Source organism: Pseudomonas sp. RIT-PI-o (assembly GCF_001297215.1).
In the GTDB taxonomy this organism is placed as follows: Bacteria; Pseudomonadota; Gammaproteobacteria; order Pseudomonadales; family Pseudomonadaceae; genus Aquipseudomonas; species Aquipseudomonas moraviensis_A.
Genome location: NZ_LHPA01000023.1, coordinates 203,735 through 221,117, shown reverse-complemented (window position 1 = coordinate 221,117; position 17,383 = coordinate 203,735). Strand labels below are relative to the sequence as shown.

Annotated in this window: 16 protein-coding genes; 15 read left to right on the top strand and 1 reads right to left on the bottom strand. The window is 62.6% G+C overall.

The annotated features are described in order from the left end of the window. Nucleotides 1-6 precede the first annotated feature (6 nt). From AEQ63_RS14970 to AEQ63_RS14900, 15 genes are all read left to right on the top strand, one after another. Nucleotides 7-753 (top strand): sugar transferase, encoded by a 747-nt coding sequence (locus tag AEQ63_RS14970; RefSeq protein ID WP_042609497.1) that lies wholly within the window; start codon nt 7-9, stop codon nt 751-753. Continuing rightward, the gene (locus AEQ63_RS14965; protein ID WP_042609496.1) at nt 753-1,400 is read left to right on the top strand and encodes a CpsD/CapB family tyrosine-protein kinase; all 648 of its coding nucleotides are present in this window, start codon (nt 753-755) and stop codon (nt 1,398-1,400) included. The genes AEQ63_RS14970 and AEQ63_RS14965 overlap by 1 nt, the downstream gene beginning before the upstream one ends. A 21-nt stretch (nt 1,401-1,421) precedes the next feature. Then, nucleotides 1,422-2,444 (top strand): polysaccharide biosynthesis/export family protein, encoded by a 1,023-nt coding sequence (locus AEQ63_RS14960; protein WP_064363969.1) that lies wholly within the window; start codon nt 1,422-1,424, stop codon nt 2,442-2,444. Nucleotides 2,445-2,460: 16 nt separating this feature from the next. Then, entirely contained in the window at nt 2,461-4,053 is a 1,593-nt protein-coding gene (locus AEQ63_RS14955; protein WP_064363968.1) for a GumC family protein, read from the top strand. Further along, nucleotides 4,050-5,141: a glycosyltransferase family 4 protein gene (locus AEQ63_RS14950; RefSeq protein ID WP_064363967.1), complete on the top strand. Its 1,092-nt coding sequence runs from the start codon at nt 4,050-4,052 to the stop codon at nt 5,139-5,141. Before AEQ63_RS14955 ends, AEQ63_RS14950 begins: the two co-directional genes overlap by 4 nt. Continuing rightward, nucleotides 5,138-6,508 (top strand): O-antigen ligase family protein, encoded by a 1,371-nt coding sequence (locus AEQ63_RS14945; RefSeq protein WP_064363966.1) that lies wholly within the window; start codon nt 5,138-5,140, stop codon nt 6,506-6,508. Before AEQ63_RS14950 ends, AEQ63_RS14945 begins: the two co-directional genes overlap by 4 nt. After that, entirely contained in the window at nt 6,505-7,473 is a 969-nt protein-coding gene (locus tag AEQ63_RS14940) for a glycosyltransferase (protein WP_064363965.1), read from the top strand. Before AEQ63_RS14945 ends, AEQ63_RS14940 begins: the two co-directional genes overlap by 4 nt. Then, complete coding sequence (locus AEQ63_RS14935; protein WP_064363964.1) at nt 7,466-8,602, top strand: glycosyltransferase family 2 protein; 1,137 nt, start codon at nt 7,466-7,468, stop codon at nt 8,600-8,602. The genes AEQ63_RS14940 and AEQ63_RS14935 overlap by 8 nt, the downstream gene beginning before the upstream one ends. A gap of 13 nt (nt 8,603-8,615) precedes the next feature. Continuing rightward, complete coding sequence (locus tag AEQ63_RS14930) at nt 8,616-9,617, top strand: polysaccharide deacetylase family protein (protein WP_064363963.1); 1,002 nt, start codon at nt 8,616-8,618, stop codon at nt 9,615-9,617. Then, entirely contained in the window at nt 9,614-10,918 is a 1,305-nt protein-coding gene (locus tag AEQ63_RS14925) for an oligosaccharide flippase family protein (protein WP_064363962.1), read from the top strand. Before AEQ63_RS14930 ends, AEQ63_RS14925 begins: the two co-directional genes overlap by 4 nt. Continuing rightward, on the top strand, nt 10,915-12,834 hold the full coding sequence (locus AEQ63_RS14920; RefSeq protein ID WP_064363961.1) for a hypothetical protein: 1,920 nt from the start codon (nt 10,915-10,917) through the stop codon (nt 12,832-12,834). The genes AEQ63_RS14925 and AEQ63_RS14920 overlap by 4 nt, the downstream gene beginning before the upstream one ends. Before the next feature lie 68 nt (nt 12,835-12,902). Continuing rightward, entirely contained in the window at nt 12,903-13,592 is a 690-nt protein-coding gene (locus AEQ63_RS14915; protein ID WP_064363960.1) for a hypothetical protein, read from the top strand. Nucleotides 13,593-13,596: 4 nt separating this feature from the next. Next, nucleotides 13,597-14,784, top strand: a complete 1,188-nt coding sequence (locus tag AEQ63_RS14910) for a GNAT family N-acetyltransferase (protein WP_064363959.1) — start codon at nt 13,597-13,599, stop codon at nt 14,782-14,784. Next, nucleotides 14,756-15,547: a carbohydrate deacetylase gene (locus AEQ63_RS14905; RefSeq protein WP_064363958.1), complete on the top strand. Its 792-nt coding sequence runs from the start codon at nt 14,756-14,758 to the stop codon at nt 15,545-15,547. Before AEQ63_RS14910 ends, AEQ63_RS14905 begins: the two co-directional genes overlap by 29 nt. A 69-nt stretch (nt 15,548-15,616) precedes the next feature. After that, nucleotides 15,617-16,309 (top strand): GNAT family N-acetyltransferase, encoded by a 693-nt coding sequence (locus tag AEQ63_RS14900; protein WP_064363957.1) that lies wholly within the window; start codon nt 15,617-15,619, stop codon nt 16,307-16,309. Between the two features lie 137 nt (nt 16,310-16,446). Here AEQ63_RS14900 and AEQ63_RS14895 read toward each other — a convergent pair whose 3' ends face one another. Further along, on the bottom strand, nt 16,447-17,244 hold the full coding sequence (locus AEQ63_RS14895; RefSeq protein WP_064363956.1) for a class I SAM-dependent methyltransferase: 798 nt from the start codon (nt 17,242-17,244) through the stop codon (nt 16,447-16,449). Between the last annotated feature and the right edge of the window lie 139 nt (nt 17,245-17,383).

The following is a 17,383-nucleotide window of genomic DNA, read 5'->3' as shown; positions in this document are numbered from 1 at the left end:
GACGCCATGACTGGACATGAAAAAAGTGTGTCGATTGCACAGATGCGCCCTGACAAGCGCGTCGACCCGGAACATCGCATGCGTCTCGACGCAGCGATTCATCGCCAGGGTCGCGGCTGGCTCAGCGGCCGCGATGGTGGCCGCCCATGGCAGCTGTCGCGGACCAATCGAGTGGTCGCCTGCCTCGGTGCGCTGACCATTCTGCTGCTGATCTCGCCCTTGCTGTTGGGCCTGGCGCTGGTGATCAAATTCACCAGCCCGGGGCCGGTGCTGTTCGTCCAAAAGCGCACCGGTTATCGCGGGCGCAAGTTCGGCATGTTCAAGTTTCGCACCATGGTCAGCAACGCCGAAGAACTTAAAGAATCGCTGCGCCACCTGAACAAGCACGGCGCTGACGCCATCGATTTCAAGATCGACAAGGACCCTCGGGTCACCGGCATCGGCAGCTTTCTGCGGCGCACCAGCCTCGACGAGCTGCCGAACCTGATCAACGTGGTGACCGGCGACATGCGCCTGGTCGGCCCGCGTCCGACCTCGTTCAATGCCTACCGCTACAAGGACAATCACCTCGCGCGTCTGGCGATCTACCCCGGCATGACCGGTCTGTGGCAGATCTCCGGACGCAGCAACATCGACTTCGACCAGCGCGTTGAGTTGGACCTCAGCTACATCGCCGAGCAGAGCCTTCTGCTTGATCTGAAGATTCTGTTGAAAACCCCCTTCAAAGTATTCAGCGGCCACGGAGCAAGCTAATGGACGGTTCAACCAATAAAAGCCTGAGCATCGCCAGCCCCAGCGAATCGAATCTGACGTCGACCGTGCTGGATCTCGATCTGCGGATCCTGTTCCTGACCGCCGCCAATCCCGGCGCCGGCACCACCACCAGCGCGCTGGCACTGGCCAGTCAACTGGCGCAGATGAGCAGCGGCCAGGTGCTGCTGGTGGACGCCAGCCAGTCGGCGGACAACCTCACCCAGCAGATGAACCTCGGCAAGGAGCGCGGCCTGCGCGACCTGCTGTTCAACCCGGACAACCCGCCGTTGTTGCAGGACTGCGTGGTGCAGGTGTCGAGCCTGCCCTTCCATGTGCTGCCCAACGGCCGGCCGATCCGCACGCTGGAGCATCTGACTGCCGAGCGCCTGAGCCCGTTGCTCGACCAGTTGGGCAGCCAGTACCGCTTCGTGGTGATCGATGGCGACGCGGTGTACTCCGCCGCCGACACCCTGGTCATCAGCACTCAGGTCGACGGCGTGGTGTTTGTCGTCCGCGCTGAAGACACCCGCTGGGAAGTCGCCCAGGCCGCTGTGCAACGCCTGACTCAGGCCGGAGCGAACGTGGTCGGCAGCGTGTTCAACCGGCGCAAGTACTACATGCCCAAATGGCTTTACAAAAACCTGTAAGCGAACGCAAAGGATGACGCCATGAACGCCAGAATGCTTGTCCTGCTGTTGCTGCCGCTTGCGGGCTGCTCCAGCACTTCCGACACCCAGAACATGCCGGTGAATATTCTCACCGCCTCCCCGGCCAACGCCCAGGCGACCGATATGCCGATGATCGAGCAGACCCTGCGCCCGCAGGACGTGCTGGACGTGATCTTCCATATCAGTACCAGCGGCTCGGACGCTTACCGCGTGCAATCGGGCGACCAGATCGGTCTGAACTTCACCGCCGCCAGCCAGCTCAACGGCAATCAACTGGTGCTGCCCGACGGCACCATCGAGCTGCCGGGCGCCAACACCTCGGTGAAAATCGCCGGATTGACCAGCGAAGAAGCGCGTCAGGAAATCCAGCGCGTCTATCAGCGCAAACAACTCTTCCAGCCCAACCGCAACCAGCTCACCGTGCAGATCATCAGCCCTCTGAGCAATGAGCAGAACCTGAAAAGCGCGTTGAACCACCCGGCCACCGGCATGAGCCGCGAGATCACCGTCGGCACTGACGGCTACGCGAGTTTTCCGGAAATCGGCGCCGTGCCGCTGCAAGGCATGACCGTCAATCAACTGGAAACTTTCCTCAACAAAAAGTACGCGCAACTGCCGGGCCGGATGACTGTGGACGTGCTGCTCAAGTCCACCGCCGGCAACGAGATCTACGTGCTGGGTGAAGTCGCACAACCGGGCTCGTATCCGATCCGCCGGCCGGTGTCGGTGCTCGAGGCGCTGACCCTGGCGCGCGGTACCAACGTCAAGGCCCGGCTGGATTCGGTGGTGATCATGCGGCGCAACGGCAATCAGGTGAAAGCGGTGCGCTACGACGTCGAAAAAGCCCTGTCCGGCGATGCTCCGCAAATCGCTTACCTGCAACCGGACGACATGCTCTACGTGCCAAAAACCAAACTGGCCAGCGCCGGCGAACTCGCCCGCCAACTGGCTGATGTGGTGCTGTTCCAGGGCGTCGGTTTCAGCTTCGGCTACCGCGTCGACAACAAAGACAGTGACAACTAACTCACAGGTGACCGACATGAACCCAAAGGAAAACTACCTGCATGAGTTCTTCAGGATCTTCTTCGCCAACAAGCAACTGGTGAAGCGCGTGTTCCTGACCTTTGCAGTCATCGCCCTGCTCCTGCCGCTGCTGCTCAAACAGAGCTTCGACATCACCGCGCAGGTCATCGTACAGTCGAAAAAACTCTCTCAGGGTGACGCCACCACGTCGCTCACGGTGGACAATGCCACCTTCATTCCACCGTCACTGGCGGACATGGAAACCGAGAGCAACATCCTCCGCTCGCCAGCGCTGATCCGTCAGACCATCAGCGAACTGCGCGACAACGGTGAATACAGCCCGCCACCTGGGGTGTTCGCCAAGTTGCTCGGCGAACCGTTCAAGCGCTACGTCTCGACACCGCTGCGCGAGTACGTGATCAACCCGCTGCGCAACGGGCTCGGCATGGAAACCGATCCGGTGCGGGACACCACCCTCGACGCCCTGACCCAGCAAGCCGTCGACAGCCTGAAAATCGAAACCCTGCCCGGCTCCAACGTGATCTCCATCACCTACAGCTTCCCGGATCCGCGCCAAGGCACGACGTTCGTCAGCGCCCTGCTGCAGAACTATCTGGTCAGCCGTCAGGCGTTGCAATCGATCGATTTGCCGCAGTCGTTCTACGAGACCAAAAAGCACCAGTATCAGGTGCGTCTCGATGGTCTGGAAGGTAACCGCCAAGCGCTGCTGGAAAATGTCGGCGCGGCGGATCCGAAGGAAGAAATCACCTTCCGCCTCAATGCAATCAACACTGAAGAACAGGCGCTGAACCTGTATCAGGATCGCCTGCTGCAAAGCCAGCGCTGGCTCGAATATCTGAAAACCGCGCTCGCCGCCGCCAGCAGCAGCAAACTCAACGACTACACCTTTCCCTACACCTTCACCACCACCGTCGACAATGTGGCGTTCGAGGACCGGGAAATCAAACAGATGGGCGAGCAACTGACCAGTCAGGTCAGCCGCTACATGAACGATCTGGCGGTGTTCCAGCCCGGCAGCGAACCGATGCTGCTGACTCGCGAACAGATCGCCCGCACCCGTCAGCAGTTTCTCAAAGTGGTGAGCAACCGCATCCAGGAACGCACCGCCGACCTGGCCGTGGTCAAGCAGGTGATCGAGCAGAAAACCGCGCGCATCGCCGAGTTCAAGAACCGCATCCGCGACCTGCAACAGACCCAGAGCAAACTGCGTCAGATGGACACCGAGATCGATGCGCTGCACGCAGCGTTTTCGACCTATGCCCAGCGCTTTGCCGAAAGCAGCACCACGCGCTCGCTCAACGATGACCTGTCCAACGCCCGGGTACTCAGCCCACCGTTCGAACCGACCGAGGCGGCGTTCCCGAAACCGCTGCTGATCATTCCGTTCGGGCTGTTCACCGGCCTGCTGCTGGCGATCGCCTTCGTCTACGTGCGTGAGTTCTTTGATCACCGCTTCAAGCATCCGGCGCAAATCAGCCACGAGCTGGGCCTTCCGGTCCTGTTGGTGCTCAACGAAGAAACGTCGCAGCCGGGCAATCCGCACAAGAACTGGACCATGCCGAGCCTGGTTCACTGGGTGCGCAATTGAACGCGGTGTCCACCCCAATCGTCGCCCTGCCGATCATTCATTTGCTCAGCAGCGGCGGCTTCTACGGGGCCGAGCGGATGTTGCTGGATCATTGCCTGGCAACGCCGGGACAGCACCAGGTGCTGTTCCTCGATGCGCCACCAGAACTGATCGCGCGCTTTCGTGAAGCCGGGGTGGACGCCCGTGGTTGTGCCGGGCTGGGGGAGCTGTTGCGGCACTTGCGTCAGCGCCGGGGCGACAAGCCGTTGCTCAACACCCACAACTTCAAAGGGCTGCTGTTCGGCTGGGTCGGCGCCACGCTGTTGCGCCTGCCGCTGGTGATCACTCAGCACGGCTTCACGCCGCGCAGTCGCAAGCAGAAGTTCTACACCTGGTTGAGCCTGCAACTGTGCCGCACGGCGTCGGTGAAACGGGTGGTCTGCGTGGCGCAAAGCATCGCCACGCTGCACCTCCAGGCCAACGTCCGCGCGGAGAAGTTGCAGGTGATACCCAACGGTTTGCCAGCCGCGCCGGCGATGCAGCCGGTGGCAGACCGGCAACGCTGGCTGGTCGGGTACGTCGGTCGTTTGAGCAGTGAAAAAGGCCCGGACCTGTTTCTCGATGCGCTGATCGGCCTGTGTCACCAGCATCCGCAACTGGACGCGGTGATGCTCGGTGACGGCCCGGAACGCGAGGCCTTGCAGGCGCGCATTGATGCTGCCGGTTTGCAGCCGCGGATTCGCCTGCCGGGCTATCAGACGGCAATGCAAGGCTGGTGGCAGCAACTCGATGCGCTGGTGATCAGCTCGCGCACCGAGGGCACGCCGATGATTCTGCTCGAAGCGATGCAGGCCGGGGTGCCGGTGGTGGCGTTCGCGGTCGGCGGCATTCCCGATGTCCTGCAGGACCGCCACAACGGCCTGCTCGCCGCGCCGACGGATACCGCCGCCCTCGCCCGCCAGCTCGACACACTGCTGGCCGAACCGAAACTGGCAGCGCAGTTGCGCGACAACGCCAAACGTACACAACAGGAACGCTACGACCTCAAGGCTTTGGCCGAACGCTGGTCGCAGCTGTACATCCACACGGCACGGGAGGCACGCACATGATTTTCCCGCTCTCGATCGTCAGTCTGTTCGCTCTGGTCAGCTTGGGTTTGCTGGCCAGTCCCTGGCCTTATCTGGCTCCGGGAGCGGTGATTGGCCTGGTCGGTTTTACCGTCCTGTACCGCAAGCCGACCTGGGGCCTGCTCGGCATTGCCGCGCTGGTGCCGTTCGAAGGTTTTTTCAAAGACAGCTCAGTATCGGGGAGCAAATTGCTCGGCGCCTCGCTGGCGGTGATCGTGATGCTGCAACTGGCGTTGCACCAGATCCCGTCGCAGCGCCTGCGCAGCAATCTGTGGCACTGCCTGATCGGCTTCATGGTTTTGTATTTTCTCAGCCTGCTCAATACCGATGACATGGGCATGTCGCTGGGACACCTGCGCGAACTCAGCGTTGGTCTGGTGCTGTTTGTCATTACGTTGTTGATTGGCCGCGAACTGAACCTCGACCTGTTCGCCCGGCTGGTGACCCTTGCCGTCACCGCGACCAGCGCCATGGCGATGTTCTCGGCGAAGTTCCAGGATCAGGGGCGCGCCGCCGGCCTGCTCGAAGACCCCAACGCCTTCGCCATGCTCATCGCCTTCGCCATTCCTCTCGGACTGCTGCTGGTGATCCGCAGCCCGAACCTGCTGCACCGCCTGTTCTGGGGCGCCTGCTGCCTGCTGTTGCTGGGTGGCATGACCAAGACCGAATCACGCTCAGGCCTGGTGGTATTGGCGTTGAGCCTGCTCATCGGCATCTGGCACTACCGCGCGCAACTGACCCACATTCGTCCACGGCACCTGGGGTTCGTCATGCTCGGTGCGGCCATCGTGATTCCGCTGGCGATCTACGCCATGCCGGCCGGTTACCTGGCGCGGATCCAGTCATTGAGCATCCTCAGCGCCGGCTCCAAGGCGCAGGACGAATCCCTCGGGCGCCGTGCTTCCTACATCGTCGTCGGCAGCCAGATGATCCGCGAGCACCCGGTGCTCGGCTCCGGCCCCGGCACCTTCCCGTTGCATTACGCGACCACCGGTTACGCCAAGGCGTTTTCCGCCAACCGCAAGATCGGCGACCTGTACCGCCGCGCCCACAACACCTATCTGGAAATCTTCAGCGAACTGGGCGTGCCCGCCGGGCTGTTCTTCGTCGGCATGCTCGGGCTCGGTCTGTACAACCTGATCCGCGCGCGGGCGGCGTGGATGCTGCGCGGTGATGGACACAGGGCAGACATGATGACCCATTTGGGTGTGAGCTTTCTGTCGCTGACCCTGTTCCTGATGTTCCTCAGCGCGCCGAACCAGAAGTACGTGTGGATCATGCTGGCGCTGACCAGCGTGCTGCGCGTCAAGGCCGAGCAGGCGCCACTGACTACGGAGACGCAGGCATGAAGCGGATCAGCATCGTCATTCCGATGTACAACGAGGCGCGGCACATTGGCCGAACCCTGCTCGCCGCACAAAAAGCCGCACACGCGGCCAATGTCGAGTGCGAGCTGATCGTGGTCGACAACGGTTCGAACGACCAGGGCCCGCACATTGCCCGGCAGTTCGGCGCAACCGTGCTCAGTTTGCCGGGGCTGTTGATCGGTGCGCTGCGTAATCGCGGCACGGCGATCGCCAGCGGCGACTGGCTGGCCTTCATCGACGCCGACGTAGAAATGCCGGAAACCTGGCTGCAGCCAACGTTCGACATCGAGGCCAGTGGCCAGGCCGATGTGTTCGGCCTGGACCTGCACACGCCGGCCGAGGCGCCATGGTTCGCCACGGCCTGGCAGCGCCGCACTTCGCAGCCGTCGCACCGCGCCAGCCACAGCGTCGATTGGCTGCCCAGTTCCAACCTGCTGATGCGTCGCGCATGGTTCGACAAGGTCGGCGGTTTCAACGAGGCCCTGCGCACTGGCGAAGACAAGGAATTCACCCTGCGCTTGCACGAACAGGGCGCGCGCCTGCTGTCGGTCAACGACCTCGTCGCGCTGCATTGGGGTTACGAGATGAACTGGCGCGAATGGATGGGCAAAGAAATGTGGCGTCAGGGTAGCCATCTGCAACTGCTGCGCACCCATGGCATGAGCCTGCGCCTGCTGCGCTTCCCGATGCTGTCGTTGTTCGTCTGGCTGCTGGACTTTCTGGCGATCTCGGCGCTGCTCGACGGTTTTCCGCACCACGCGGCGCTAATGGTGACGCTGACCCTGATGCCGGGTCTGGTACTGAGCGTTCGCCAGAGTATCAAGCACCGTGATCCGGTCTTTACCCTGCAACTGTGGGGCCTGCACTGGCTGCGCCTGCACCTGGCCGGCGCCGCTTTCATCCTGAGTCTGTGTCAGTGGAACGCAAGGAGGCCTGCCCGTGGCTGAATTCATTTTCTGGATGTGCCTGTTGCTGCCGGTCTACGCCTACGTCGGCTACCCGCTGTTGCTGACGATCCTCGCGCCGCTGTTTCCGGCGTGGCGACACACGCCGGCACCGCCGCTGAACGTCAGCATCGTCATCGCTGCGCACAACGAGGCGCGGCATATCGAGCACAAGTTGCGCACGCTGCTGGCCCAGGATTATCAACCGGCGACGCTGCAGATCATCCTCGCCAGCGACGGCTCGACGGACGACACCGTGGCCTGCGCGCACAAAGTGATTGATCCGCGCATCACCGTCCTCGACCTGCCGCGTCAGGGCAAAGCCGCCACGTTGAATGCCGGCGCGGCCCTGAGCAGCGGCGACATTCTGGTGTTCACCGATGCCGACAACCAATGGTCGCGCGATACCCTCGGCCACTTGCTCGCGCCGCTGAGCGATCCGCAGGTCGGCGCCTGCGCCGGGCACATGGTGATACCAGTCACCGGAGGCGGCCTGAGCATCGGCGACAGTCTGTATCGGCATTACGAAGGCTGGTTGCGCCGGGTCGAGAATCGCACCGGCTGCATGGTCTCCGCCGACGGCGCCCTGCTCGCGTTACGCCGCGAACTGTTCCAGAACGTGCCGGCCGAAGTCAACGACGACTTCTTTATCAGCACCTGCGCACCGGTGGCCGGCAAGCGCATCGTCTACGTGCCCGAAGCGCAAGTGATCGACCATGGTGTCGACGAGGCGGACAAACAGTTCCGCCGCCGGCAGCGCGTTACCGTCGGTGGCCTGCAAAGCCTGGCCCAGCGCCGCGAGCTGCTCAATCCGCTCAAGCATGGCCTGTATTCCCTGGCGTTGATCAGCCACAAACTGATCCGCCGCCTGGCGCCGGTGCTGCTGCTGCCGTTGCTGCTGAGCAATTGCTGGCTGTGGGAAGAACACGGCTTCTATCGCCTGAGCCTGATCGCGCAACTGTTCGGCTACAGCGTGGCGATTGCCGGGCTGCTGGATGGGCAACACCGCTTGCCGAAACCGTTCCGCCTCGCCGCGTTTCTGCTGGTCACCCTCGCCGGGATGAGTCTTGGCCTGTGGCAGTTCCTGCGTGGCCAGCGGTATGCCCAGTGGAATCCGGAACAGAACCGTTAAGAGGACCGAAGCCATGGCGATCAAACAACTGATAAAAAGCACCAGTGGCTGGCTCTATCTCAACTCCCCGGTGGGTCGTCAGCAGTTGCAGGGCGCCGGGGTGATTCTGATGCTGCACCGCGTGCTGTCGAATGACCGCGCAGCCGACCTGCCGCACCGCAATGAATTGTGCGTCGGGCCCAAGGCGTTCGAGCATTTGCTGGTGTGGCTGCGCAAGCATTTCGACTGCGTGCCGCTGATGGAAATCCTCCAGCCCAACGCTTTGCGCAGCGAACGCCCGCGCGTGGCGCTGACCTTCGACGATGGCTGGCGCGACAACGCGGTCAACGCGTTTGCACTGCTGCAAAAACATCAAGTGCCAGCGAGCATTTTCCTCTCCACCGATTTCATCGGCAGTCGCCAACGGTTCTGGTGGGAAAGCCTCGGCGAAACCCTCTGGGGCAGCCACGGTGAAAAGGCGCGCATGCACCTGATTGAATGCCTGCACGCGTGCAAACATCCGCTGCCAGTGCTGCTCGATGACATCGATGTCGAGCGCCGCAGTCTGGCGTTGCTGCATTACCTGCAAGGGCTGAAAAGCCTGGCGCCGCAGGAGCTGGAACAGCTCACCGACGAATGCCCGAAAGACGCTCTGCCACAGGCACTGGACTGGCATCAGGTGCGTGCGATGGAAGCCTCCGGTCTGGTGCGTTTCGGCCCGCACGGCGCCAGCCACGCGATCCTCACCGGCCTCGACGACGTGCGCCTGAGCGAAGAAATCCGCCGCAGCCGCGACGCCTTGAACAACGGCTGCAACCGACCGTTGCCGGTTTACTGCTACCCCAACGGCGACAACGATGAACGCGTGCGCCAGCAGGTCGCCGATCATGATTACCCGTTTGCGCTGGGCACCGGCACCGGGATCTATCGCGGCGACGGCGACCCGTTGAACCTGCCGCGTTTCGGCGTCAGCCAGCGCACCGCCCGCCATCCGCAATTGCTGTCGTGGCGGATCTACCGGGGAGCGCGGCCATGAGCCGAGGCAACTACCTCAAGCACCTGGCGCTGAGCATGGGCACCAAACTGGCGATGATCGCCCTGCGTTTGCTGCGCAACGTGTTGCTCGCGCGGATTCTCGGGCCCAGCGAACGCGGCTTGTTCGCCCTGCTCAGCACTTTGCCGGATCTGATCAGCGCCGCCACCAGCGGCGGATTGAATGCGGCGGTCGGTTATCAGGCGGCGAAGCAGCGGCCGATGGGTTTGCTGCTCAGCCAAGTACTGGTGTTCGGTTGCCTGTTGGCCGGTTTGCTGACATTGCTGGTGGTCGCGCTGGTACGCGAATTCGGCGCGCAGCTGGACGTGACCGTGCAACTGGGCCTGCTCGCCTGGCTGTTGCTTTTGGCGGTGCCGTTGACCGTGTTGAAAAGCGGCCTGCTGACACTGCACAACGCCTCGGGTGGCGTGGTCGCGTTCAACGTCTTGCGGCTGATCGAATCGCTGGCGCCGCTGTTGCTGTTCGTCGCGCTGTTCTGGATGTGGCAGAGCGCAGCGCTGGAGGCGGCGCTGATCAGCTGGCTGGCAGGTATCAGTCTGGTGGTGCTCGCCGGTTGGGTCTGGCTGAAGCGGGCGCAGCCCTTGCAGCTGCAATGGGATCGCGCCAGCCAGAACGAACTGCTGCGCTTCAGTGCGCGCAGCCATCCCGATCTGCTGTTTCAGCAAGTGATTCTGCGCTCCGATTACCTGTTCATCGGCGCCCTGCTCGGCAGCACCGCGCTGGGCCATTACGCCATGGCGAGCGCTGCTGCCGAATTGCTGCTGATCGTCCCCGAAGCGGTGACCACACCCTTGATGAAGCGCCTGCTGCAACAGGATGAAGGCATGGACAAGGTCACTCCGCTGGCATTGCGCCTGACCGCAACGGTAATGCTCGGCGCCTGCCTGAGCATGGCCGTGATCGGCGAATGGTTGATCGTTACTCTGTTTGGCGCTGCCTACCAGCCGGCATATCCGGCGCTGCTGGCGTTGCTGCCGGGCCTGCTGGGCCTGTGCTACGCGAGCATTCTGCGCCTGGACTTGCTGGGCAAGAATCGCCCCGGCACGGTGTCGTTGTTGATGGGCCTGGGCGCGCTGCTCAATCTGGCGTTGAACCTGATACTGATTCCGGCCTACGGCATTGTCGGCGCCGCTGCCGCCTCATCGATCGCCTATCTGGCAGTGACCGTGGCCATGCTCGTGCTGTATTGCCGTTTGAGCGGCGTGCCGTTCTGGCAAACCCTGATCATCCTGCCCCGCGACGTGCTGCCGATGTGGTCGATGCTGCAGAGGAAGCCGGCATGAAAGGCTGGTACCTGCTGTTCGGACTCGGCTTGTCGCTGGACGCTTTGGCGGCGTCGATGCGCTGGGGCGAGATTCGTGACGGCAGTCTGTTTCTGCAAACCGATCAGCCCGACAGCGTGACTGTGCGCTGGACCCCGGCGTGGCAAGCGGATGCCAATGAAGAGCAGCTCTACCTGCTCGACGGTCGCGGCAAATTGCTCGGCGAACGCTTGATCAAGGCCAGCGAAACCCGTGGCAGTCAGCGCTGGCCGCTGCTGCCCGGTGCGGCGAGTTATCGGCTGGAAATTCCTGGCTACAGCTTCCGCCACTACCGCATCGAACACGATGAGCGCACCGTCGCCTTGTTTGCCCCGGCCAAAGTGCACTTCAGTGCCGAAAGCAAGAATGGCGACGTGCTGTATTTCAAAGTTGCGGCCGGTGAGCACGCGGTGCTCGCCGGCAAATTCCATGGCGGCGTCACCGCACTGCAGGCGCAGCAGGTCGGCGACCACCAGGCGCTGACCCTCGCATTGAAACCCTATCGCGCCTATTGGCAGTTCGATCAGGTTGCGTTGCCGGTCAGCCCGCGCGAGCAGGTCTGGCGCCTGCAACTGCAAGGCAGCGGCAAAGCGGCGTTCTGGCTCGATGGTACGGCCAATCTGTTTGCGCAGAATCCGCAGCAACTGCAACCGCTGCGCGAAGAGGTCGGAGATGTGCGGCTGGTACTGCATGACAAAGTCCTTGGACGCACGCCGGATCTTGGCATCGCTCTGCCCTACGTGATGCCGCCAGCGGCCAGCCATGCGCTGCTCGATGCGCTGAAGCCGACGGCGGCGAGCTATTACAGTTTTGTCGACGTCACCGCGCAGAATCCGCAGTTCGAGGACGCATTCCGCCGGGTCTATCAGCAGCGCTTCGGCATTCGCAACGACATCACCCTGCTGGCTGGCAGTCAGCGCCAGGCCGATCTGCGCGCCGACGTGCAGAGCAACAGCGGCCTCGACGCCTGGCTGGCGAGCACCCGCGCCCTCGGCGGCAACGGCACGCATTACATCGGCTTTGCCGACGAGCCCAATCTCAACTACTCCAGCTATGGGCAATATCAGGCGATTTTCGCCAGCATGGCCCGTCAGGTGCGCAGCGACCCGGCGAATGCCCGCGCCGGTGTACGCATCGCCATGCCGGCCAGTTCGCGATTGGTCAACGGCCCGTTCGCCGATAACGCGGCGGGCAAGCGCGGGATCGATTGGGCGCGGCGCCTGCTCAGCGAGTCAGCCGACCAGATCGATGCACTGGCCTGGCATGAATGGATGATTCGCGATCTGCTCGCCACCCGTGTCTACCGCGACAGTGTGCGGCGCGCCGCCGAACTGGTCGGCCTCGACGCCAATGGTCAGCCGCGCAAGGCCTTGCTCCTCGATCAGACCAACTTGTCCAGCGGCTCCAGCCTCAGCCCCTACGATCAGGAAACCCATTACACCTCGCTGTGGTGGGCGTCGGTGGTGATCAACGCCTCGCAGGACGGTTTGCTGAGCATGCTCAACTGGTTTCAGGCCGCCGATGAGCCGCAATACCCCAAAGGCATGTTGCGCGTATTGGGCGAGGATCGCTTCGAGCTGAAACCGGTCGGTCTGGCCCAGCAATTCATCGCCCGCCACTGGCTGCGGCAAGTGCTGCAATTGGACAACGACGCCTTCGAGGTGGATGTGCTGGCGATGGCCGGCGACGAGCAGCGCACGTTGCTCGGAGTGAACAAAGGAACGCGCCTGCAACGCGTCGATCTGAGCGGCGCCCGCTGCCCGTTGAACCATGGCGCGCTGCGGTACTTCGGCGCCGACAATCGCAGCCGCGACGCACCGTTTGCCTGCGACAACGGGCGCGTGCGTTTCGAACTGCCGGGACAAACCCTGTTTGCCCTGAGCTGGAGCGCTTCATGAGCCGCCCTTCGATGCTCTGCCGCGCGGGCTTGATGCCGCGCATGGCACCCTCATCAGGAGAAGAGACCATGGATGTTTTGCAAAAACTCAGCGGACATATTCGTCGGAAAGGCCTGCGAGCGACCTTGGGCAAGATCCGCAAACTGTACATTTTTTCCCATCAGCAACTGCTGTGGATGGAGCGCGACCTGGTCAGCCCGGTGCCGCCGCACCGCCTCAAACCCTATCCGCCACTGCGCGTGGTCAGGATTACGGCGGACAACGCCAGCGCTTTCGCACGCTACTTTGGCGACCGTGTCGGCACGATGGCCGAGCTGGCCAAAGAGGGCCATACCGGGCACATGCATGTCGACGAGCAAGGCGATGCCGTAGCGTTTATCTGGGGCACCCCGCGCGATTATTTCGACCGGCATTACTACGGCTGCCGGTTCCCGGTGAAACCCGGTGAGTTCTTCGAGTTCGGTGGCGAACTGGCCCGGGCGTACTGGGGGACGGAGCTGTCGGTAGACCTGCAATTGCGCCTGTGGGAAGCCATGGCCGCCCAGGGCTGCCGCAAAGTGGTCGATGTCTGTGAGTCGACCAACATACCGGCGCTCAAGCTGCACCTGCGCATGAGCTATACCGAACAACAGCGGATCATGAATATCTACACGCTGTTCGGTCGCTGGCGCTTCTATCGCGAAACCCGCTACAGCGGTTCGCGCCTGGCGGCGCTGGGTAAAACTTCCCGTCCACCTGTCAACGCAACGGCGGCCTGAACCTATGGTGATGCGATTCGAATGGCGCACGTCCCTGTGCGCCGCCGACTTCCCGGCAACCGCCTATGAAACGCTGCGCCTGGGCGTGGCCGACCATACGCCGTTCAACAACCTCGGCTGGTTGTGCGCGGCGGAACAGGCTTTGGGCGAGGACCAGCGCCTGCACATTCTGCTCGGTTGGGAAGCCGCAGAACTGCGTCTGTGCCTGCCGCTGGTGGCCAGCCGCGAGCGCTTCGCGGGCGTGCCGTTTCGGGTCTTGCATCACTTGGGTTATCCGCTGGCCGATCGTCTGGCTTTGCTGTCGCTGCTCGGCGGCGAGGACATGCACGAAGCGCTGGTGCTGATTCGCCAGCGTCTGCCGCATGCGCTGTTGCAACTCAATGAGCTGTCGGAACCGGCGGGAGAAGAAAGTGCCGTCACCGCATGGATGGCACGCAGCTCCACGGCCGAACGACGCCTGAGCTGCCGGGTGCCGGTGCATCTGATCAGCGAAGCCGACCATCAGGAAGTCTCGGGCGACCCGCGCTACAAACTGCGCCGGGCACGCAAACGGATTGCCGCGTGCGGTGCGCAGATTCGCCGGATCACCCCGGATGCGCTGAGCATGGGTGCCTTGTTGCAGACCCTCGGCGAAGTCGAGGCGGTGAGCTGGAAAGGCGATGAAGGCGTCGGGATTTTCGCCACACCGCGCAGTCGCCAATGGATCGAACGCGCCTTCACCGCCCTCGCCGGCCAAGGCCTGGTGCGCGTGGTGATGCTCGAGCTGAACGGTCGCTGCATCAGCTATCGCCTCGGCCTGCTCGAACAGGGCCGGCTCTACGATTACAACCTTGCATTCCTGCCGCAATACGCCGACCTGGGCAGTGGCCGGGTGTTGCTGGAGGAATGGATTCGCTGGGGCCTGGATGAGCACTGGCGCTGGATCGATGCGTCACGGGTGAGCCTGGAAAACTCCAGCCATCAACTGCACGAGCGCATGACCGGGCAACTGGAACACTGGCGCTGGAGTTTCTATTCGTGGCGCCCAAGTGGGCTGGCATTGGGTCTGGCGCTGCGCATCTGGTATCGCTGCAAGCCCGCCGTGCAGCAGTGGCGAGCCCGCCGTGCAAACAAAAAAACTGCAGCACTGGTGCAACCTGTCGCAATCACTCCGGAGGGCGGCCATGCCTCGCCAAGTCATAGTCAACGCTGATGACTTCGGTCTCAGCGCCAATGAAAACGCGGTGATCTTCGCAGCTTTTCAGGCCGGTCTGATCAGCTCGGCCACCGCCATGGCCAACATGCCGGCGTTCGAAGCCGCCTGCGCGATGGCTCGGCATCCAGCACTGGAAGGTCGGATCGGCCTGCACTTCAACCTGACCTACGGACGCCCGTTGAGCCAGGCGATCCTGGGGCGGCGGGCGTTCTGTGATGGCAACGGCGTGTTCGACCTCAACCTGCCCCGCCACAGCCTGTGGCTGGGTCGCGCAGACCGTGACGCGGTGCACGCCGAATTGCAGGCGCAATGGCAACGCTGCGTCGATCACGGGATGCGCCCGAGCCACATCGACTCCCACCAGCACGTACACAACATCTGGCCGATCGGCGAAGTCGTCGCGAAGTTTGCCGCCGAGCAAGGCGTACCGATCCGGCTGGCGCGCAACCTCGGGCACAACCTCACGCTGCCCAAGCGCATATTCAAAGGTTTGCTCAATGGCCGTCTGCAGAGTCTGGCGCGGGTTTCCGCTGATTACGTCTGCACCCCGGTAGACCTGCGCAATGCCAGCGTGCCCAGCGACGGCGTACTGGAAATCGTCGCTCACCCGACCCGCCTCGGCGTCGATTTCGGCGATGCCTATCTCGGCTCCGGCGAGTCGTTGAGCGAGGTACTCGAGCAGGGTTTGAGGGGCGTCGCGCGGGTCTCGTATGCCGACCTCAATCGACAAGAAACACAGGGCGCCACGGCGCTCGAATGAATCACCGCTGTAACGCAAGCCGACACGACACTCACCACAACACCCGGGCCAAGACCCTGGAGGGGCATCATGAGCATCATCACCAAAGTGCAAGATCGCATAAGACAGAAAGGCCTGGGCCGCACCGTCGGGACGTTGTGGAAACGCTACGTGTTCTTCCACTGGGAACTGCTGTGGATGGAGCGCGATCTGGTCAGCCCGGTGCCACCGCACAAACTGCGCCCGTATGAAGGCCTGCGCAAAGTCGACATCACCGCGCAGAATGCCGTGGCGTTCAGCAAACACTTCGGCGACCGCGTCGGCACCATGGCCGAGCTGGCTGCCGAGGGCCACACCGGGCACATGTATCTCGACGCCGATGGCCATGCCGTGGGCTTCATCTGGGGCAGCATCCGCGACTACCACGATTGTCATTATTACGGCTGCACCTTCCCGGTCAAACCCGGGGAGTTTTTCGAATTCGGCGGCGAAATGATCCGCGCCTACTTCGGCAGCAGCCTGTCGGTGGACGTGCAGGTTGCGCTGTGGCAAGCCATGGCGGCACAGGGTTGCAACAAGGTCGTCGACGTTTGTGAAACCCATAACATCCCGGCGCTGAAACTGCATATCCGCATGGGCTATCAGGAACAAGGCCGGGTGACCCACGTTTACTGCCTGTTCGGCCGCTGGAAGTTCTTCCGCGAAACCCGCTACGAAGGGTCACGCCTGGATCCGCTGCGCAAACCGGGCCGGCCGGTGGTAAGTGCCGCGGCGCAGGCTTGATCCGGCCTTGTGAAATGTGGCGGTCGCAAGGCCGCCATCGCGAGCAGGCTCGCTGCCACATTGGATAGTCGCCGTACGCGAAACCAATGTGGGAGCGAGCCTGCTCGTGAAGAGGCCCGTCGTCGCGACAATGACTCTCAGACCTTGCTCGCCACCAGGCTAAAGCACATCGGCATCTGCGCCTGCTGGTTCAGGTAGCAGTCATACACCTCTTCCCGATTCGAATGCGCATATTCCTGAAAATCAACGATGCTCAGCCCCGCTCCGATGGCGCCGCCGAAGATTGCGCCCAGCGTGTGCACGAACCAGTACGACTTTGCCGCCGGTTGCTCGACTTTTCCTACATAAACGATCGGCTCTTCCTGCACAAACGGCTCGGCACGGAAATACGAGCTGACGAGGCGCAAAGGATCATCTGCTTGCGGGTCAACCATTTCCAGAAACGGATGTGTTTCGTAGATCACCAGTTTGCCGCCCGGCTTCAGCACCTGCGCAACATGACGGAAGAATTCGCCGATGTCAGGCATCCAGTTGAGTACGCCAATGGTGATCAGGGCGACGTCGAAGCGGTTATGCAGCGATGCGGGCAGATGGTGGATGTCGCTCTCGACGAATTCGGCAATGTACGGCGAGCGGCTGTTCAGCTCGCGGGCCTGTGCAAGAAAGGCTGCCGATTGATCCACGCCGACCACACTGCGCGCACCCAGCGCAAACAGCGACAGGCTTTCCCGACCGTTGTTGCAGCCCAGTTGAATCACGTCCTTGCCGTCGACGTCCAGCAAGCCGCGCAAGGTGTCATCGAGACAGCAAAACTCCGCCTGCACGACATCGCGGAGCAATGCCTGCCAGTCCGGTGAATCCTGATGATGGCAGGCGGAATCGTTCCACGCCTGACGATTGCTTTCGATGGCGGTTTTGGGGTTGGGCACTTCCATGGCGCACTCCGGATAAGGCTCGTGATTGAGCGGCGTGAGTCTAGAACAGACCCGGAGTGGCGATTGTTGCAATGTTGTAAGCCCGTCACACGGCGCGAAACAGCGAGTCCTACAGAAAAAGGAAGGCACTCGGCAAACC

Excerpts from the sequence above, each read along its gene's own strand:
- AEQ63_RS14930 (WP_064363963.1), top strand. The coding sequence starts at position 8,616 with ATGGCGATCAAACAACTGATAAAAAGCACCAGTGGCTGGCTCTATCTC.
- AEQ63_RS14940 (WP_064363965.1), top strand. The coding sequence starts at position 6,505 with ATGAAGCGGATCAGCATCGTCATTCCGATGTACAACGAGGCGCGGCAC.
- AEQ63_RS14945 (WP_064363966.1), top strand. The coding sequence starts at position 5,138 with ATGATTTTCCCGCTCTCGATCGTCAGTCTGTTCGCTCTGGTCAGCTTG.
- AEQ63_RS14965 (WP_042609496.1), top strand. The coding sequence starts at position 753 with ATGGACGGTTCAACCAATAAAAGCCTGAGCATCGCCAGCCCCAGCGAA.
- AEQ63_RS14905 (WP_064363958.1), top strand. The coding sequence starts at position 14,756 with ATGCCTCGCCAAGTCATAGTCAACGCTGATGACTTCGGTCTCAGCGCC.
- AEQ63_RS14920 (WP_064363961.1), top strand. The coding sequence starts at position 10,915 with ATGAAAGGCTGGTACCTGCTGTTCGGACTCGGCTTGTCGCTGGACGCT.
- AEQ63_RS14895 (WP_064363956.1), bottom strand. The coding sequence starts at position 17,244 with ATGGAAGTGCCCAACCCCAAAACCGCCATCGAAAGCAATCGTCAGGCG.
- AEQ63_RS14960 (WP_064363969.1), top strand. The coding sequence starts at position 1,422 with ATGAACGCCAGAATGCTTGTCCTGCTGTTGCTGCCGCTTGCGGGCTGC.
- AEQ63_RS14955 (WP_064363968.1), top strand. The coding sequence starts at position 2,461 with ATGAACCCAAAGGAAAACTACCTGCATGAGTTCTTCAGGATCTTCTTC.
- AEQ63_RS14910 (WP_064363959.1), top strand. The coding sequence starts at position 13,597 with ATGGTGATGCGATTCGAATGGCGCACGTCCCTGTGCGCCGCCGACTTC.
- AEQ63_RS14925 (WP_064363962.1), top strand. The coding sequence starts at position 9,614 with ATGAGCCGAGGCAACTACCTCAAGCACCTGGCGCTGAGCATGGGCACC.
- AEQ63_RS14900 (WP_064363957.1), top strand. The coding sequence starts at position 15,617 with ATGAGCATCATCACCAAAGTGCAAGATCGCATAAGACAGAAAGGCCTG.
- AEQ63_RS14915 (WP_064363960.1), top strand. The coding sequence starts at position 12,903 with ATGGATGTTTTGCAAAAACTCAGCGGACATATTCGTCGGAAAGGCCTG.
- AEQ63_RS14970 (WP_042609497.1), top strand. The coding sequence starts at position 7 with ATGACTGGACATGAAAAAAGTGTGTCGATTGCACAGATGCGCCCTGAC.